Origin of the sequence: Sutterella wadsworthensis 2_1_59BFAA, assembly GCF_000297775.1 — a bacterium.
In the GTDB taxonomy this organism is placed as follows: Bacteria; Pseudomonadota; Gammaproteobacteria; order Burkholderiales; family Burkholderiaceae_F; genus Sutterella; species Sutterella wadsworthensis_A.
In genome coordinates this window covers 1-16,826 of sequence record NZ_JH815515.1, presented here as the reverse complement: position 1 = coordinate 16,826, position 16,826 = coordinate 1, and the positions used below count along the sequence as shown (strand labels likewise).

At 65.5% G+C, this 16,826-nt stretch carries 15 protein-coding genes; 9 read left to right on the top strand and 6 right to left on the bottom strand.

Annotated features, from left to right (window positions below; all coding sequences use genetic code 11):
- The first annotated feature begins 58 nt into the window (after window positions 1-58).
- Genes HMPREF9465_RS04240 through HMPREF9465_RS04205 form a run of 8 tightly spaced genes read left to right on the top strand, consistent with a single transcriptional unit; the run spans window position 59 to window position 9,587 of the window.
- On the top strand, window positions 59-1,726 hold the full coding sequence (locus HMPREF9465_RS04240) for an ABC transporter ATP-binding protein/permease (protein ID WP_005434422.1): 1,668 nt from the start codon (window positions 59-61) through the stop codon (window positions 1,724-1,726).
- On the top strand, window positions 1,723-4,617 hold the full coding sequence (locus HMPREF9465_RS04235) for a M16 family metallopeptidase (protein ID WP_005434420.1): 2,895 nt from the start codon (window positions 1,723-1,725) through the stop codon (window positions 4,615-4,617). The genes HMPREF9465_RS04240 and HMPREF9465_RS04235 overlap by 4 nt, the downstream gene beginning before the upstream one ends.
- Entirely contained in the window at window positions 4,617-5,381 is a 765-nt protein-coding gene (locus HMPREF9465_RS04230; protein WP_005434418.1) for a DUF3450 family protein, read from the top strand. The genes HMPREF9465_RS04235 and HMPREF9465_RS04230 overlap by 1 nt, the downstream gene beginning before the upstream one ends.
- Window positions 5,381-6,697, top strand: coding sequence for a MotA/TolQ/ExbB proton channel family protein (locus HMPREF9465_RS12200; RefSeq protein ID WP_005434417.1), 1,317 nt, complete (start codon window positions 5,381-5,383; stop codon window positions 6,695-6,697). The genes HMPREF9465_RS04230 and HMPREF9465_RS12200 overlap by 1 nt, the downstream gene beginning before the upstream one ends.
- A gap of 14 nt (window positions 6,698-6,711) precedes the next feature.
- Complete coding sequence (locus HMPREF9465_RS04220) at window positions 6,712-7,269, top strand: MotA/TolQ/ExbB proton channel family protein (RefSeq protein ID WP_005434414.1); 558 nt, start codon at window positions 6,712-6,714, stop codon at window positions 7,267-7,269.
- Between the two features lie 35 nt (window positions 7,270-7,304).
- The gene (locus tag HMPREF9465_RS04215) at window positions 7,305-7,712 is read left to right on the top strand and encodes an ExbD/TolR family protein (protein ID WP_005434412.1); all 408 of its coding nucleotides are present in this window, start codon (window positions 7,305-7,307) and stop codon (window positions 7,710-7,712) included.
- Window positions 7,678-8,358, top strand: a complete 681-nt coding sequence (locus tag HMPREF9465_RS04210) for an energy transducer TonB (RefSeq protein ID WP_005434410.1) — start codon at window positions 7,678-7,680, stop codon at window positions 8,356-8,358. Before HMPREF9465_RS04215 ends, HMPREF9465_RS04210 begins: the two co-directional genes overlap by 35 nt.
- Window positions 8,355-9,587: a hypothetical protein gene (locus HMPREF9465_RS04205; protein ID WP_147645227.1), complete on the top strand. Its 1,233-nt coding sequence runs from the start codon at window positions 8,355-8,357 to the stop codon at window positions 9,585-9,587. The genes HMPREF9465_RS04210 and HMPREF9465_RS04205 overlap by 4 nt, the downstream gene beginning before the upstream one ends.
- Window positions 9,588-9,662: 75 nt before the next feature.
- On the opposite strand, the gene dcuC is transcribed toward HMPREF9465_RS04205, so the two are convergent.
- Both dcuC and HMPREF9465_RS04195 read right to left on the bottom strand, forming a co-directional pair.
- Complete coding sequence (gene dcuC / locus HMPREF9465_RS04200) at window positions 9,663-11,033, bottom strand: C4-dicarboxylate transporter DcuC (protein WP_005434406.1); 1,371 nt, start codon at window positions 11,031-11,033, stop codon at window positions 9,663-9,665.
- A 42-nt stretch (window positions 11,034-11,075) separates the two neighbouring features.
- Window positions 11,076-12,500 (bottom strand): lyase family protein, encoded by a 1,425-nt coding sequence (locus HMPREF9465_RS04195; RefSeq protein ID WP_005434403.1) that lies wholly within the window; start codon window positions 12,498-12,500, stop codon window positions 11,076-11,078.
- 193 nt (window positions 12,501-12,693) lie between these two features.
- Here HMPREF9465_RS04195 and HMPREF9465_RS04190 point away from each other — a divergent pair, with 193 nt between their 5' ends.
- On the top strand, window positions 12,694-13,701 hold the full coding sequence (locus HMPREF9465_RS04190) for a LysR family transcriptional regulator (RefSeq protein ID WP_005434401.1): 1,008 nt from the start codon (window positions 12,694-12,696) through the stop codon (window positions 13,699-13,701).
- 79 nt (window positions 13,702-13,780) lie between these two features.
- Here HMPREF9465_RS04190 and HMPREF9465_RS04185 read toward each other — a convergent pair whose 3' ends face one another.
- The 4 genes from HMPREF9465_RS04185 to HMPREF9465_RS04170 form a co-directional block, all read right to left on the bottom strand.
- The gene (locus tag HMPREF9465_RS04185; RefSeq protein WP_005434399.1) at window positions 13,781-14,473 is read right to left on the bottom strand and encodes a porin; all 693 of its coding nucleotides are present in this window, start codon (window positions 14,471-14,473) and stop codon (window positions 13,781-13,783) included.
- Window positions 14,474-14,500: 27 nt separating this feature from the next.
- Window positions 14,501-14,671: a hypothetical protein gene (locus HMPREF9465_RS04180; protein WP_005434397.1), complete on the bottom strand. Its 171-nt coding sequence runs from the start codon at window positions 14,669-14,671 to the stop codon at window positions 14,501-14,503.
- A gap of 82 nt (window positions 14,672-14,753) precedes the next feature.
- Window positions 14,754-15,218: a hypothetical protein gene (locus HMPREF9465_RS13090; RefSeq protein WP_155994186.1), complete on the bottom strand. Its 465-nt coding sequence runs from the start codon at window positions 15,216-15,218 to the stop codon at window positions 14,754-14,756.
- Between the two features lie 885 nt (window positions 15,219-16,103).
- A partial coding sequence (locus HMPREF9465_RS04170) for an IS110 family transposase (protein ID WP_005434393.1) occupies window positions 16,104-16,826 on the bottom strand: 723 nt, incomplete at its 5' end.

The window sequence follows — 16,826 nt, the reverse complement described above, 5'->3', positions numbered from 1 at the left end:
CCGGCCGGACGGCGGACGACTCCGCCGCCCGGCCGCTCCTCACTTCAATACAAGTCCCATGCATCAGCTCAAGACCTTCTGGCGGCTCGTGCGTCCCTTCTGGATGCAGAGCACAGGGCGCACGGGCGCTCGCCTGCTGCTTCTGGCCGTCATCGGCCTGTCGCTCTCGACCGTCTGGTTCTCCGTGCGCCTCAACACCTGGAACGGCGCCTTCTTCAATGCCATTCAGGCCATGGACGGCGGGACGATCTACCCGCTTCTTCTGGAATTCATCGCGATCGTCGCGGCCTTCGTGTTCGTCCTCGTCTATGCGGACTGGCTGCGCAAGAAGCTCGTGATCGAGTGGCGCCGCTGGATGACCGAGGACCTGCTCGGCCGCTGGCTCTCCGCCGACGGCCGCCACTACCGCCTGCAGCTCGCGGGCCTTGAGCCCGACAACCCCGACCAGCGAATCGCCGAGGACGTGCGGCTCCTGATCGAATCGTCGCTCACGCTCGTCATCTCCTTCCTGCGCTCGCTCCTCACCATCGTGAGCTTCGTCACCATCCTCTGGACGCTGTCGGGCACGCTCGAGTGGACGATGTTCGGCACCGAGTGGGCGCTTCCCGGCTACATGGTCTGGACCTGCATCGGCTACACGCTCGTCGCGACGGGCCTCACGCACGTGATCGGCCGTCCCCTGATGAAGCTCAACTTCGAGCAGCAGAGGCGGGAGGCCGACTTCCGCACCTCGCTCTTCGACATCCGCCGCCACGGCGAGTCGATTGCGGGCCTGGGCGCCGAGGAGGCCGAGCAGGCGAGGCTCAGGGCTTCGTTCGAGCGTATTGTCGGCAACTGGCGCTCGCTCATGAACAGGGAGCGAGACCTCGCGTTCTTCACCGTGGGCTTCGGCCAGGTGACGCAGCTCGTGCCCATCTTCTTCGCGCTCCCGAAGTTCCTCTCGGGCGCCATCCAGCTCGGCGGCCTCATGCAGATCCGCATCGCCTTCCAGCAAGTCGCCTCCGCTATCGGCTGGTTCATCTACGCCTACCGCGACATCGCCGAGTGGTCGGCCACGGTCGACCGACTCGCGGGCTTCGAGGCCGCCCTGAGCGCGCCCCTTCCGGGAAGCTGCGTCAGGCAGGGCGAGCACGTCGCCGCCTGCGGCCTCGTGCGCTCGAAGACGGGCGAGCCGCTTCTTGAAGACCTCTGCCTCGGGGCCGAGCCCGGCCGCCTCACCGTCGTGAGGGGTGCTTCCGGCATCGGCAAGACCACGCTCCTTCGCGCCCTCGCGGGCTTCTGGCCCTGGGTCGAGGGACATCTTGAAAACAGGCCGGGCGCCGTCTGGCTCACGCAGCGCACGTGGCTCGCGCCGATGCCGCTCAGAGAGCTGCTTGCCTATCCGTACGGTGCTGATGCCGTCTCGAGGAGCGGCTGCGAGGCCGTGCTTCGCGACGCAGGGCTAGAGCGGCTCGTCCCGCTTCTTGACGAAGATGAACCCCGCAGCTGGATGAACACGCTCTCGGGCGGCGAGCAGCAGCGCGTGCTTTTCGCGCGCCTGCTGCTCGCAAGACCCGCCGCCGTCCTCATGGACGAGACGACCTCGGGGCTCGACGACGCGCTCGCCGTCAGGCTTCTGACGCTCCTCAGGGAGCGGCTCCCCGACACCACCTTCCTTCTGGTCTCGCACCAGCCCGCGGTCCATCGCATTGCGGACCGCCTCTACGATCTCGGAGAACGAGCATGAACAAAATCAGGACAGGCCTGCGCGCCGCACTGCTGGCCGCGGCCGTGTGCGAGGCGCTTTTCATCATGACGGGCTGCACCGCCGCGGACCGCACGGGCGGCGCCGAAGCCGCCCGCAGCGAGGCGACCGTGAGCGAAGGCGTGCTTCCGACGGCATCCGCCATGAAGCGCCGTGTTCTGCCCAACGGCATGACGGTGTTCCTTTATCCGCGCAGGGATGCGACGGGCAGCCTCGAAGCGCGCCTCGTCGTGCGCGCGGGCAGCCTTCAGGAGACCGAGGAGGAGCGCGGGCTTGCACACTACGTCGAGCACATGGCCTTCAACGGCACGCGTGACTTCCCCGACCAGAGCGCCTTCAAGGCGCTTGAGGCCGACGGCATCATGCTCGGCGCGGACGTCAACGCCGTCACGTCTCTCGGCGGAACCACCTACAGGCTCTCCGTCCCCCAGGCCACCCGCACGGGGCTCGACACGGCTCTGCACATCATGCGCGAATGGGCCTTCAACATCACGTTCAGGCCCGAGGCCTTCGAGCGTGAACGCGAGATCATCGTCGAGGAGTGGCGCCTGAGGGAAGGCGTGGGCGCACGCATCAACGGGCCGCTCCAGACCCTTCGCTACGAAGGAAGCGCTTCGCGCGACCGTGATCCGATCGGTCTCATCGACGTGATCCGCACGGCGCCCGTCGAGCGCGCGAAGGCCTTCTACGAGCGCTGGTACTCGCCGCAGAACATGACGCTCCTTCTCGTGGGCGCCTTCGACGAGGCAACGGCGGACGAGCTCATCGAGCGCTATTTCGCCTCCGAACCTGCCCGCGGGCTCGAGACGCCCGCCGACTGGGGCCGCTTCGAACCCGTTGCAAACGAGGATCGCCTGACGACGCTCGTGCTCGACCCCGAGGTCTCGGACCGCTTCGTGCAGATCCAACTCCAGCGCACGCTCGAGTCGACCTCCGACACGGTGAACGAGGCGTGGCGCGAGACGATCGAGCGCCTCACCCTCGACATCTTCGGCCGCCGCTTCGCGCTCATGAAAGAAAACGGCGGACAGGGCTCGCTTCAGGCGCCCGAGTCGAGCTGGATCCTGTCGCCCTCCGAGACGCAGGTTCTGCTCCTTGCGCGCCCCGGCACGGACGAGCCGCTTGAGGCCGCACTTGAGCGCGCCTCGGGTGCCCTGAAGACGCTCGCCGCCTTCGGACCCTCGAAGGAGGAGCTCGACGCCGCCGTGAGGGCAAGACGCGACGCGGTCCGAAGCCGCAGGCTCGCCGCCGTGCGCATTTCGAACGCGAGCGTCGCCGACGACTTCGCCGACGCCGTCGTCTACCGGCTGCCGATGCTCGACGAGACGCAGCAGGACGAAATGGTCTCGGCCTTCCTCGCCGAGGTGACGGCGGACCACGTCAGGGCCTCCGCCTCAGCGCTCCTTGCCTCCCGCGTCAAGCTCGGCGCCGTTGCGGGCGCCTCCGAGAAGACGTCGAAGGCCTCGCTTCGCGCCGCTTGGACGAAGGGCGTCGCCTCGCCCGCAAAGCCCTGGACCGAGGTGAGGAGGACCGTGTCGCTCGATCTCACGCCGCCCGCCGGTCCCGTCACGGCCGAAACGACGGTTCTGCCGTCGCCCACGGGCTCGGGCCGCGCCCGTCGATTCGAATTCGCCAACGGCCTGAAGCTCGTGATCATCGAGGATCCGTCGCTCACGGGCAGGACGACCCTCAACCTGAGGCTTGCGGGCGGCACGTCCGCGGTCGATCACGGCCTTCTCGCCGTGCCCGCCGCACTCACGCTGCCGATGAGGTCCGGGATCGGCTCTCTTACGGCCGCCGACATCCGCCGTGTTGCAAGGGACGCAAAGGTCTCGGTGATGAGCTACGCCGAACAGCTCCACCACGGCATCAGGGCCGAGGCCGACCCTGAGGGCGTGCCCGCCATGATGGCGATCCTGCACGCCAGGCTCTCCGCTCCGAGGTTCGACGAAAAGGCGCTCGCCGACATGCGGCGCGACCGCATCAGGGACCTCGAGCATGCACCCGCCGAGCGCCGCTTCATGGACGCAATCGCCCGCGATGCGTTCACGGCGGGCGGCACGATGGTCGCAGGCAGGGACGACGTGGATGCGCTCGCCTCGACCGAGAAGCTTTCCGCCCTTGAGGCGAAGCTCCTCGGCGACCCGTCGCGCATGACGGTGACGATCGTTACGAGGGAGTCCGTCGAGAAGACCTATGAAGAGGCGGCACCCTGGCTCGCCTCGCTCGCCAAGCGCGGCGAGGGTTTCGAGTTCTGGCGCGATCAGGGCGTGAGGCCTGCGTCCGGCACGGGCGTGAAGGTCTGGCCCTGGGCCACGGCCGACAAGGCCATGGTGCAGATGCACTATCGGTCCGCCATGCCCTGGAGCGAGGCCGACGCCGACAGGCTGAGCCTCATCGGCTATGCGGCGAACCGCGCGCTGCGCGAGTCGCTCAGGACGAAGGCCTCGGGCGTCTACGTTGTGAACCTCAATCCGCTCCTCGTGAAGGAGCCCGCCCCGTACTTCATCGGCCGCCTCAACTTCACGTCCGCGCCCGCGAGGGCCGAGGATCTGGCAAGGCGCGCCGACGAGGTTCTGAAGACACTCGCCCGCACGGGCATCGACGCGGCGGCCTTCGAGGAGCTCAAGGCCGAGTGGCGCGTGCGCCATGAGCGCGACGTGCGCGACGCCTACTACTGGTGCGAGTCCGCCGCCATGACGGACGGCTCGAGGACGGCCTTCGAGGATCTCGCGGGGAGGACCGCACGGTTCGAGGCGATCGGCCTCGAGGACACGAACAGGCTTCTCGCAACGCTTTTCGGGGACGAGCCCCGCACCTACATGATGACGCCCGCGGACCGAAGGAGCGCCGCGACGGCCGGAGACAAGTGATGACGAACTTCAGGAAAACGGCCCTCGCGCTTGCGTCGGCCTTCATGATGGCGGGTGCCGCAGGCGCGGCCGGCCTGCCCGACATTCTCGAGCGTGACGCCGCGGGCACGTCTGCCGCGCAGAAGGCGGGCGCCGAGCTCGCCCGCCTCGTCGACGGAAAGGACGACGCCGAGGCCGCAAGGCGGATGGAGGAGCGCGAGGCAAGGCTTCTTGCGCACTACCGCGACAAGCTCGCCGCATCCCTCTCGCGTCTCGAGGCCTCCGAGGCCGCCATCGAGGCGGAGCGTGAGTCCGTGCGCCGAATGCGCATGGAGACTGGGCCCCTCATGGACGAGATGGCGGCCTCGCTCGCCGAGGTCGTGGCGGCGGACAGGAAGTTTCTTTCGGGCGAACGCCGGGCGAGGCTCGAGAACCTGCGCGCCGTGCTTGCCGATCCGACGCTCACCGACGGCCAGAAGATGGACGTACTCCTTGATGCCTGGCAGGTGGAGGCGAGCTACGGCCTCACGGTCGGCGCCGACCGCGGTGTCAACGACTCGGGCGCGCTCGCCGTCTTCCTGCGCATCGGCAGGCTTCTTCACGCAGAGGTCTCCGAGGACGGGCGCCGAGCTCGCATCGAGACCGCGGACGGCTGGCGCGAGCTCTCCGAAAAGGATGCCGCCATGCTCGCCGAAGCCGTGAAGACCGCTTCGGGCGCCGCTGCGCCCGATCTGATGCTCGTCGCCGAGTCGCTCCTCGGCGAGGCCGTGAAGGAGGCGAAGTGATGATCTCCCGTGTTTTCAAGAGGACCGTTTTTGCCGCAGTCGTTGCTGCCGGCATTCTTGCCGGAACGGCTGCGCACGCCACCACGCTTGACGACGTATACCGAGCTGTCGCTCAGGGGACGAGGGTCGAGGCGGCTGATGCGAAGGCGGCCGTCGATGCCATGAGGGCGTCCGCCGCCGCTGCAGGCGCGGCCCGTGACGAGGCCGCCCGAACGAAGAAGTCGCTCGAGGCCGAGGTTGCGGCGCTTGAGGAAGCCGTTTCGGCCGCTCAGGAGCGCGTGCGCGAGAGGCGCGCGAAGCTCGAGAAGGAGAGGGCCTCGGTCGAGGCCGTGCTCGCCTCGATCGAAAGGCACGAAGGACTCCTCACCGAATCGGTGATGAAGACCCAGATCGGCAGGAGCAAGGCCTTCATGGACGATGCGCCCGTCTCGAAGACGGACGGCGTCGCACGCCTGCGCCGCCACTGGGTGAGGGCCCTCGGGGCCGTCGCCGGGTCGGCGGGCGTGAGGACGGTCGAGGACGCCGTGATCTACGACGCTGCGGGCGCGCCCTCGAGGGGCACGGTGACGCTCTACGGTCCCTTTGCCGCGAAGGCGGGGGACGGCGCGTGGCTCCGATATCTGCCTTCAGAGCGCGCCTGGCGTCGCCTTGCGGACGATCCCGGCATTCCAGCGGGCGTTGTGGCGCTTGATCCGTCCTTCGGCAGGCTGCTTGCGGGCTACGCCGAGCGTCATTCGGCCTGGGCCTGGATGAAGCCCGCAGGCGTCATCGGCATCTTCATCGGACTCGTGGCTGCTGCGGCGCTTCTTCTGGGCTTCCTGCGCTGGACGGCGCTCGCCCTTGAGGAAAGGCGTGTGCGCAGGCAGCTCGAGGACATGGAGAATCCGCGCGAGGACAATTCGCTCGGCCGCATGCTCGCGGCCGCGAAGGAGAGCACGGACGAGCTCCTCGAGGCGAAGCTCGATGCGGCGATCGTCGCCGAGCGTCCCGGGTTCGAGCGCGGCGTCGCGACGCTTGCGGTGCTCGCCGGCATTCCGACGCTTCTCGGTCTGCTCGGGACCGTGAGCGGCATGATCGAGACCTTCACGGTGATGAGCGAGCACGGCTCGGCCGAGCCCGGCCTTCTGGCGGGCGGCATCGCCGAGGCGCTCGTCACGACGGAGCTCGGCCTTGTGTCCGCGATTCCGATCCTGCTTCTTCACTGCGCCGTGAAGACGAAGCGCGACGCGCTCTTCTCGCATCTCGAGGAAGCCGCCTCGACCCTTGCCGTGCGCGAGGCCGCGGGCTGCTGCGGCGCCTGCCGCAGGGACGAGTGAGTCAGGGAGGCGCCATGAACGAAGCACTTGCAGGCTTCTGGTGGTTCGAGGACCTCTCGCTCCTGATGGACAGGGGCGGGCACGTCCTCTGGGCGATCCTCGTCCTCTCGACGGTGCTCTGGATGATTCTTCTCACGGGCGCGAGGCGCCTGAAGGACGCGGAGAAGGCCTGGACGGCCGCCACCGCCGCGCCCGCCCTCGAGTGGGCGACCGCGACCGCCGCGTCGCGCCGCCGCATGATGCAGGCGGCCCTCGTGCGCGTGAGGCGCACGGCCGCGGCCGAGGCCGCCTGGGCCAGAGTGATCGTGGCGCTCCTGCCGCTCCTCGGACTTCTCGGCACCGTGACCGGGATGATCGAGAGCTTCGAGACGCTCTCCGCCGCAGGGGGCTCCGACCCCGGCGGCCTCACGGGCGGCATCAGCGCGGCGCTCCTCACGACCCTTGCGGGACTCGTGACGGCGCTTCCCGGAGTCTTCGCCGTGCACCGCCTCGAGCGAAGGACCGACCGCCTTGCGGACAAGGTGCGCGCAAGGCTGCGCAGGTTCATGCGGCCCTCGTGCTGCAGGTCCTGAATGCAGGTTCAGGAAAAATGAAATGAGGTTTGATCATGAGATTTGAACACAGGGACGGTCGCGAGCGTGACGCGGGCATCGACATGACACCGATGATGGACATCGTCTTCATCATGCTGATCTTCTTCGTGCTCACTGCGAGCTTCACGCAGACGCAGACGCTCGACGTCGAGCGCCCGTCGACGGCCTCGCACGACAGGTCGGCGCCCGAGGCCCTCGTCGTGAGCGTGGACCGCTCGAACATCATCTGGTTCGACGGCAGGCAGGTGGGCAAGGAGGAGGTTGCGGGACTCGTGCGCGGCGCGGCCGCGGGCAGGCCCGTGAGCGTCGTCGTCAACGCCGACAGGCTCGTGCCCTCGGGCCTGCTCATCGAAGTCATCGACCAAATCCGTCTGGGAGGCGTCGCCAATGTGGCCGTTGCAACCAACGCAGGGCATTCCTGACCGCCTCGCCGCCGCCCTGGCGGCCCTCGTCGTGACGGGCGCGGTGCTCACGCTCATCCTGATGCTCACGATGGGCGGACGGCATGAGGCGAAGCGCGCGGTGACGCTTCCCGTCGTCTACTGGTCGGGTCCTCCGCCCGAGGCGCCCGACGAGACGCCGCCCGAGGAGGTCCCCGTCACGGCTGAGACCGTGCCCGAGGTGTCGGCGCCCCCGAAGCCCGTCACGCTCGCCTTCGAGTCGCCCGCAATAGCCGCGGCCGGCCTGCCGATGCCGAAGTACGAGATCGGCAGGCCCACGGTCGATCGCGTCATGACCGTGCCCGACTTTTCGTTCGAGTCGCCCGCCGCTCCCGCCGCCGCAGCGCCCTCAGCGCCCGCCGTGAGCTCGATCGCGCTCGCAAGGCCCGTGCACAGGGTGCCGCCTCAGTATCCCGTGAAGGCGAAGCAGCAGGGCATCGAGGGCTACGTCGTCATGGACCTGCGCATCAACGCCGAGGGCCGCGTCGAGGATGTGCGCGTCGTGCGCGAAAAGCCCGAGGGCGTCTTCCGCGCCTCCGCCCTGCGCGTCGTGCGCCGCTGGGCCTTCATGCCGCCCGCGGAACCCGCGTGGCAGCGCCTCACCATCCGCTATGAGCTGGAGAAATGATGAAGCTGATTCCGAGTCCGCCCCTGAAGTCCGTCGCTGCCCTTGCGGCCGTTGCGGTTTTTACCTGCATGCTCGCGGCCTCGCCCGTCAGGGCAGGCGCCTTTGAGGAGTACCGTGCGGTCGACATGAAGCTGCAGTCCGTCAGGGAAGGTGACGCCGAGGGGCTTCGGGCAGCGGGCGTGCTGGTCGAGTCCTTCTCGAAGCGCTGGTCGAAGGGCGCCGCCTCCGAGCGCACGATGGCCGCCTACCTGATGCTTCGCTGGGGCATCGCGTCGGGTCGCCATCAGGCGGCCTACGGTGCGGCGCTCGTGCTTCTCGAGCTCAAGCCTTCGCCCGAGCAGAGGCCGGGACTTCTGAAGCTCGCCGCCCAGCTGGGTTATCAGAGCGAGCGGTTTGAGGCCGTGCCCGGACACGTGGACGCCTGGATTGAAGTGAAGGGCATGCCGCGCACGGCGACCGAACGCGCCGAGACGGCGGAGATGATGACGCTGGCGGCCTATGCGCTGCACGAGCTCGGACGCGACCGTCAGGCGCTCGCCCGCGTGAAGGAGGCCTACGGCATCGCACCTGCCCGGGCGCGCGGCGACTTCGTGCTCGCGCTCTGCGCCTCGCTCGGCGACGTGAAGGCCGAGCGGGCCTTCCTGCCCGTGATGGTGCGCGACTGGAACGAGACGCCCTACTGGAGCAGATGGGGCTCGCTCGTGCAGCAGGCGGGCGACGGACGTCAGGCGCTCGACATTCTCTCGAGCGCCCGCAAGGCGGGACGCCTTGACGAGCGTCTCGTGCCGCTTCTTCTTTCGCTCGTGATCGAGCATGACGCGCCGACCAAGGCGCTTCGCATCCTCGAGGAGCATCCCGAAGCCTGGAAGCCCGAGGAGCGGCGCATGCTGCAGACGGCTCTTCTCGTGAAGTGCGGCCGCAGGGCCGAGGCACTCGAGCTCTTGAGAAAGGCGGGGGACGGCGGCGCAGGGAACGGGCGCGAGCGCATGGCAGTGGAGCTTGCCTTTGCCGAGGAGGACTGGACGGGTGCAAGAAAGGGCGCGATGAGGCTCGCCGAAAGCGAGACGAAGCCTGCCGAGCGGGACCGGTGGCGCTTCCTCTCGGGGCTTTGCGCCTACAACCTGAAGGACTATGCGGGTGCGGCCGAGGCCTGGGCGTCGGTGGAGACCGAAAGGTGGCGCAGCCTCGCGGCGCCCTGGCGGGCCGAGGTGAAGTTTCTCCTGAGCTGATGCAAGTCGGGCCGCCCGAATGAACGGGCGGCCCGACTCGCTCCGAGGAGCAGGGGACTTTTGGTCGGATTCTGTTTATCCGAAGAAGATCATGTTCGCGATGATCGTGGTGAACATGCCTGCGATCATCGGGATCCAAGTGCGGCGCACGACGGCCATGGGCGAGATGCCCGCAGCGCCTGCGACGGCGATGATGACGCCTGCGACCGGGCTCATGGCGCGCAGCATGCCGGAGGCGAACTGCATCGGCGTGACGAGTGCGGCGACGGAGCCGCCGAGGCCCGCGGCGACGTCGGGAGCGAGCGAGGCGAAGGACGAGTAGGCGCCGACGCCCGAACCCGTGAGGAACGTGACGGCGGAGACGATGGCCGTGAGGATGACGGTCATGACGCCCATGCCCGCTCCGATGCCCTGGGCGGAGTTGATGAGCGCGTCGATGAGGCCGGAGACCTTGAGGCCCGTGGCGAAGAACTCGGCGCAGATGATGAGGGCGACGATGCCCGCGAACATCTTGCCCATGCTCTGGAACATGGCCATGGCGTCCTTGAAGACCTTCTTGACGGACTTCGTGCGGATGATCTCGACGATGACGACGCCGACCCAGACCATGAAGAGCGCGGAGATCGTGTCGAGCTTGATGGACGTGACGACGAGCTTCGAGAAGATGATGAGAAGGACGATCGGCAGGACCGGGAAGATCGCATACCACTTCGGAGCGGCGGGCGCGTCGGAAGCCTTCACCTCGGCGGCTTCGGAGTAGACGTCGTCGTTCTTCCTGTCATAGTGGCGCTGCACGAAGTAGTGCGCGATGCACACGACGATGAGCGTCGGAATGGCAAGGACGAGCTGGTACTGCACGAGGTAGATGATCGGGTCGAGGTTCGCGACCTTGGCGGCGAGGTTGGCGGTGCCCGCCGTCGGCGCGAAGGTCATGCCGGCGGAGGTGCCGATGACGGCCGCGGCCGATGCGGCCGAGGTGCCCACGGCCTTGAGGATCGGGAAGAGCGCGACGAGAAGCAGCATGGCGAGGCCGGCTGCGGACGGAATGACCATCACGAGGATCTGGCCAACGAGGTAGCCGCCCACGAGCACGAGGTACGGCGCCTTGAGCATGCTGAGCGGCTTGACGGCGATGTCGACGAGCGCGCGTGCGGCGCCGATGCGGTCCATGTAGGCCGCAAAGCCGCCCGCAGTCATGATGAGAAAGCCGATGCCGGCGCTCTGCTTCGTGGCGATGCTCTTCAGGGTGTTGAAGATGTCGAAGAGGAAGAAGCCCGAGGGCTTCACGCCCTTGGGCAGGAAGCTCGCGTCGGTGAGGCCTGCGGCGCAGAGCAGCAGGACGAGGCCCGCGAAGAGCAGGACCATGTGCGTCTGGTAGCGCTTGATGAGCGCCCAGCCGGCGACGATCGTCACGGCGACCGCGATCCAGGGCATGAGTGTTTGCATGATGTTGTTCTCCAGTTTGTTCGGACGTTTTCAGCTCTGGCTTCAGAGAAGCTTCCTGAAGGCTTCGTCGAGGTCCTCGAGGGCCTTCGCGACACGGGCCTCTTCGGCCTCGCGTTCGGCGCGCAGGGCGGCGAGCCTGCCTGCGTCGGCCTCAAGCATCTTCCTCACCTCGGCGGGCGAGGCGCTGCCGGCGGTGCGGCGGGCGGCGACGATGCTCCTCGGGTCGAGCGCGGCGCGGAATTCCTCCTCGCTCATCGGAAGCTCGGCGGGGCCTTCGGGGTATTCCTCGGAGACCTCCTCGCGGTAGATGCGGCGCATCTGCGCATAGGGGAATTCGAGCGGGAGCACGTTGTTGGCGCGGGCCCAGCCGACCATGCGGCTCGCCATGTGGTGGCCGATGCGAAACGGCAGACCGTGGTCGCGCATCAGGCGGTCGGCGATTTCCTGGGAGGCCGTCCAGTCGCTGTTGAGTTCCTCGAGGGCGCGGGCGGGATTGATCGTGAGCGCCGCGAGCACCTTGCGAAAGCGCGTGAGCATCGTCATGGCGGTCTTCATCATGCGGGCGTTCTTCTCGACGCGCTTGCCATCGATCATGCCGGGCACGACGTTGTGCGCGCGCAGGAAGGCTGCGTTCATCTCGCCGATGACGTCCGAGCAGTCCTCGCGGCAGTTGTTCATGAGGCCGGGATTGCGCTTCTGCGGCATGGCCGAGGAGACGTAGGTGTTCTCGCCGCCTTCCTGCAGGATGATCCAGGGGCGTGGCTGCGCGTACTGGACCATGATGTCGTCGACCATCGAGCCGATGCGCACGGCCGCGGCGGCGAGCGCTGAGGCGACCTCGAGCGGCATGTCCACGGGCGCGAGGCTCGTCGCGTCGAGCGCGTTCTCGACGGGACGCGGAAAGCCGAGCGCGGCGGCCATCGCGTCGCGGTCAAGGGGCCAGCCCGTGCCGTTGAGGACGGTGGCGCCCATCGCGCACATGTTGAAGCGGGTGTGGCATTCGGAGAGGCGTTCGCGCACGCGAAGGAGCGAGGCGGCGATGCCGAGGAGATGATGGGCGTAGGAGGTCGGCTGCGCGGCGACGCCGTTCGTGTAGCTCGGCACGATCGTGTCGACGTGGCGTTCGGCAAGCGCAAGCAGGTCGCCGATCACGTCCTCGAGGCCTGCGGCAAACTCAAGCGTTTCGTCGCGAAGGATAGCCGTGCGCTGCGTCGAGAGGATGTCCTGGCTCGAGCGGCCCGCGTGAATGGCGGTCACGCCCTGGCCCGCGGCCTTGATGAGAAGCGGCTCCCATGCGATGTAGCTCTTGACGCGAAGCGCGGGATCCGCCTCGCCCATGGCCTCGACGGCCGCAATGCCGGCGGCCGCCCTGCGGGCGAGGTCCTCGCCGAACTGGCCGTTGCGAAGGCCCGTCACGACCGTTGCGCGGTTGACGGCGTTGAGCCAGAAGAATTCGTCCTTTTTCACTTTCAGGTCCTTTGGGGCGGCCCGGATGCGGCCGCCCGGTGTTGGTAATGGCACAAGTCTGCCGCCGCGCAAGGTGGCGCACAACCATGCACAACTCAAAATGACTTTGCGTCAAACGCAAAGTGTTGTGTCACTCAGAGACGACGCTCGGCTATGATCGGAATGTGCATCATCAGGATTTCCGGAGTTCATCATGAGCAAGACGGACGACCTCTCGGCGTGGCGCGTCTTCGTGACCGTCGCGCGAAGCGGCACGCTCAGCGCGGCCGCCAAGGCGCTTGACGTGGAGGTCTCGAGCATTTCCCGCGCGATCGGCGGGCTTGAGAAGGCGCTCGGCTGCGAGCTCATCCGCCGCAACATGCGGCCGATGAAGCTGACGGAGGCGGGACAGGCTGCCCTGAAGCGCATGGAGACGATACTCAGAGCGCACGATGGTCTGATGGAGGCGCTCGTCAACGACAACCGCGCGCTCACGGGCCGCGTGAGGCTCTCGTCCGCACCGGGCTTTGCGACGAGAAAGCTCGTGCCCTTCATCCGCGAGTTCACCGAGGCGCACCCCGGGATTTCGGTCGACATCCAGACGGGCGGCACCGAGGCCGACGTCGCGAAGGGCTTTGTCGACGTGGCCGTCATCACGGGCGAGCCGACCTTGCCGGGCCTCGTCTACGTGAGTCGCGGCAGAAATCTCTATCTTCCCGTCGCTAGTCCCGACTACATCAGCCGCAACGGGTTGCCCGTCACGCCCGAGCAGCTCAGGCAGCACCGCGGCTACATCTACGCGGGTCCCGTCCGTCCCGAGACGAAGGTGCTCTGCAGAGGCGCGGTGAGCGCGCCCGTCGAGTACGGCACGGCCGTGCGCTCGACCGACGTGCTTGCGATCCGGGAGGCGGTGCTCTCCGGCATGGGCGTTGCGGCCGACATGCCGCTCGTGCAGATCTACGAGGATCTTGCCGAAGGCAAGCTCGTGCCGATCCTTCCGGGCTGGAGCCGTCCGCCCGTCGAGTGCTACATCGTGACGAACCGCGATGCCTGGCACATGAAGCGCGTGCGCGTCTTCTTCGAGTGGTTTGCGGCCGCCATGCGCAGCACCTTTGCAGGCTACGAGCGGGCCGTGAGCTCCTTCGTGGGGCTCCCGCCCGACAATCCGCCTGCAGAGAGAACGGAAATCCGGTTCACGGAATCCCGCAAGCGCCGTGCGTGAGGATCGGATTCGCGGAGAATGAAGAAGGGGCCGCCGTCTGGGGACGGAAGCCCCTTTGTTCGTCAGGACTCAGGACTTGTCAAAAGCTGTGGCAGATGCCGAGCATGGCGGCCCTGACCGTGTCGGTCTTCTTGGAGCCTGAGACCTCCTTGCCGTTCTCCTTGTAGGTGCGGTCGACGTAGGACGCGGCGGCGTAGAGGTACGTGCGCTTGCTGAGCGGATAGTCATAGCCGAGCGCGATCTGCCAGGCGTCGGCCTCGACCTTGACGTCGGTTCGCTTGCCCGACTTGACCGTGACCGTGAAGGTGTCGTAGTCGCCCGTGACGTAGCCCGTCTGTATCTTGAGCTTGCCGCCGAGGACCTCATGGGTGGCGCCGAGAACGACGGCGTGGCTGTCGAAGCCTTCATTGCCGCACAGGGTATTTTTGGTGTCCTTGTGGCGCGTCATCTGGTTGCCTACCTTCTCGACGTTGTGGCCGTACTGATAGGCGCCGTAGAGCGTCAGGTCGTCGAGTTTCCAGCGGATACCGAGGTTGTAGGTCTGCGAGTCGTCTCGGTTGTAGGGGCTCGAGCCGCGCTCGTAAAAGTAGTTGTCGGCCACGAAGACGACGCGGAGCGGACCGCGGCGGTACTGGGCGCCGAGGGCGGCGAATCGGTCGCGCTGCGAGCTCGGCACGGCATCGTCGCCGTCCACGCCGTTGGAGTATTCGCCGTAGAGCCTCAGGCCGGCCATGTCGGGCGATTCGTAGCGGATCATGTTGTCGGCGCGCATGACCTGATGGTTGATGATCTGCAGCGCCTAGGCTTCCTTGTAGAGGTTGCCGAAGACCGTATAGCTGTTGAGGAAGATCGAGCCGTTGACGCCCGATCCGAGCGCGCCCTGTCGGCCGAAGCGGACTTCGCCGTAGGGAGAGGCGACGCCGAGGTAGGCGTTGCGGTTGAACGGATTCCCCGCGCATTCCCCATCCATGTGGCACACATGGGTGGGGTCAAGCGGGGCTGACGAAGTCAGTCCATCTCAAGTTATTCAAGATGATCCAGTGGATAAGTTCTTAAGTCCCTTCTTGCACAGGGATTAAGCAGTAAAACGAGCGCAAAATCACAGGGTCATTTTGCGATTCTGATGCAGCACTTTTGCTTGTACTCATAAAATTGTCGATTAACCGTGTCAGGTTGTGTGATGCTTGATACCATACGGAGTATTCCCGCCAACCCATCGCCATGCAACGATGAAGATCACGTCCACTTACTCCGTGCGTTTGCGCAACTTCAACCGCGTCTTTGACGACACGGTTGAGGTGTATCGCCACGCCGTGGATTACTTCATTGAACTCGTGATTGCGAATTGGAATACTCACTTCGCCAATCTCAGTCGTGCCAACGATTGCATTCGTGTTGCCGAAGGTCTGAGCGTTCGTACGAAAAAGCGTCTGATGACGCCTTACAACTTCTGCCACGACTTCATGAAATTTCCGAGCTACCTTCGCCGAGTCGCCATCAAGGCTGCATACGGACATACATGGTCAGCTCCCCGTTTGCAAGTGTTCGGGGGATTTTTTGGGTACAACTCCCCCTGGAGGGCGCGTCCATGCGCGTCCTCCATTCAATACGTGGCGAAGCCACACCACTAAATTTGGCCTTTCGCGGATTCGTGTGGGTAATTCCTGCGCGGAATCGAATCGTCAAACTGTCGTGGAATAGCGCAGGCCGTTAGGCCGAGCATATGCCGCGAAAGCAGATTGACGAGGCGATTCCGCGCAAATAGCCTGTGGTTCGGGGAAAGTAAGGGCGTTAACGCCCGCCTTTCCCCCGAGCCACGTGGCGGCGAACGCCAAGGTGTCGGGGGCGGAGCCCCTGACGGCATGATTCCACTTAGCCATGCACTTACCCACTCAAAGCCGCGAAGAGCCCTAAATTTGTAAAGTCAGATTACGGAATCGAGAAGGCTTTCATATGACAGGCAGCTGCCTACCAGGGTTGGGTTCCCCATTCTCTTCGTCAGCGGAGCGCTCAGTAAGTCGCTCGAAAGACCTCGTCGACTTGCGCACAACAAGCTTTCATCAAGCTCTATTTCCTTCCTTTTTGAGCGCGCCCTGCGCGCCTGTAACTAATTCAGACTTCTACCAGAAGAAACCTGCTGCAACTCATTCGAAGTTGAAGAAAGGGCTTCACTGAAATACATCCGCGGTCAGGAGGTATTCATTCCTAAACCTCCACCGACATAGTGAGATTCGGGGCAATAGAGGTGCTTTATCAGCTGTGCGTAATTATCGCGAACCATGCGATATCACCCTTCGTATGTCAGCATCACTCTATTGCGTTGAGCACGATTCGTCACTAGTAGTTGCCTTCGTAGTCCTTGGCGGGAATTGGCCGATGATCGCTCTGTGCGATCTGTCCCTTTAACAGCTTAGTACAGGTGTGTAATCGACCTTGTCTTTCATCAGACGATAAATGATTCGAGCTAACTTGGCTGCGATGGCGCAGACAATGACGCCATGTTTCTTTCCGCTGTCTCGCATTTTTCGCACCCAGTCACCGAAATTCCCTTTCCACTTATCCGTGTGCATGAGGACAAGTTGGGCGCACTGCACGAGATTGGAACGAAGCCTCTTGGGCCCACATTTGGTGATGTGGTTGAGCCTGCTGTTGCCGCCGGTGCTGTTCTGCTTTGGTACAAGCCCAAGGGAGGCCGCGAACTGCCTGCTATTCTTGAAGCGCCCGATGTCGACGCCAATATGAACCAGCAGTCCTACTGCCGTCTGAGGTCCAACACAGGGAACCGTCATGATGCGCTTAGCATTGGCATCAGTTGCAGCCACCTGTTCCATCCGCCTCTGGGCTTCCTCCTCTTGCTGTAGAAGATTGAGCCAAATCTCACGCCTGCGCTTAAACGAAGCCATCACGTCCTCAGGAATAAGCTCGGCATGCTTTTCAAGATGCGCCACCATGCGAGTCTTAATGAACTTTGAAGATTTTCGGACGGGACATCCGAACTCTTCGAGTCCCGCGTGGATCTGATTGCCTGCTTGAATGCGCAACTCCTGAAGGCTCTTATACTCGTTCTGCAGAAACTGCAGGGACTGCTGCTGTTGACTTTTAATGTAGACGTACGTGGTACCTGG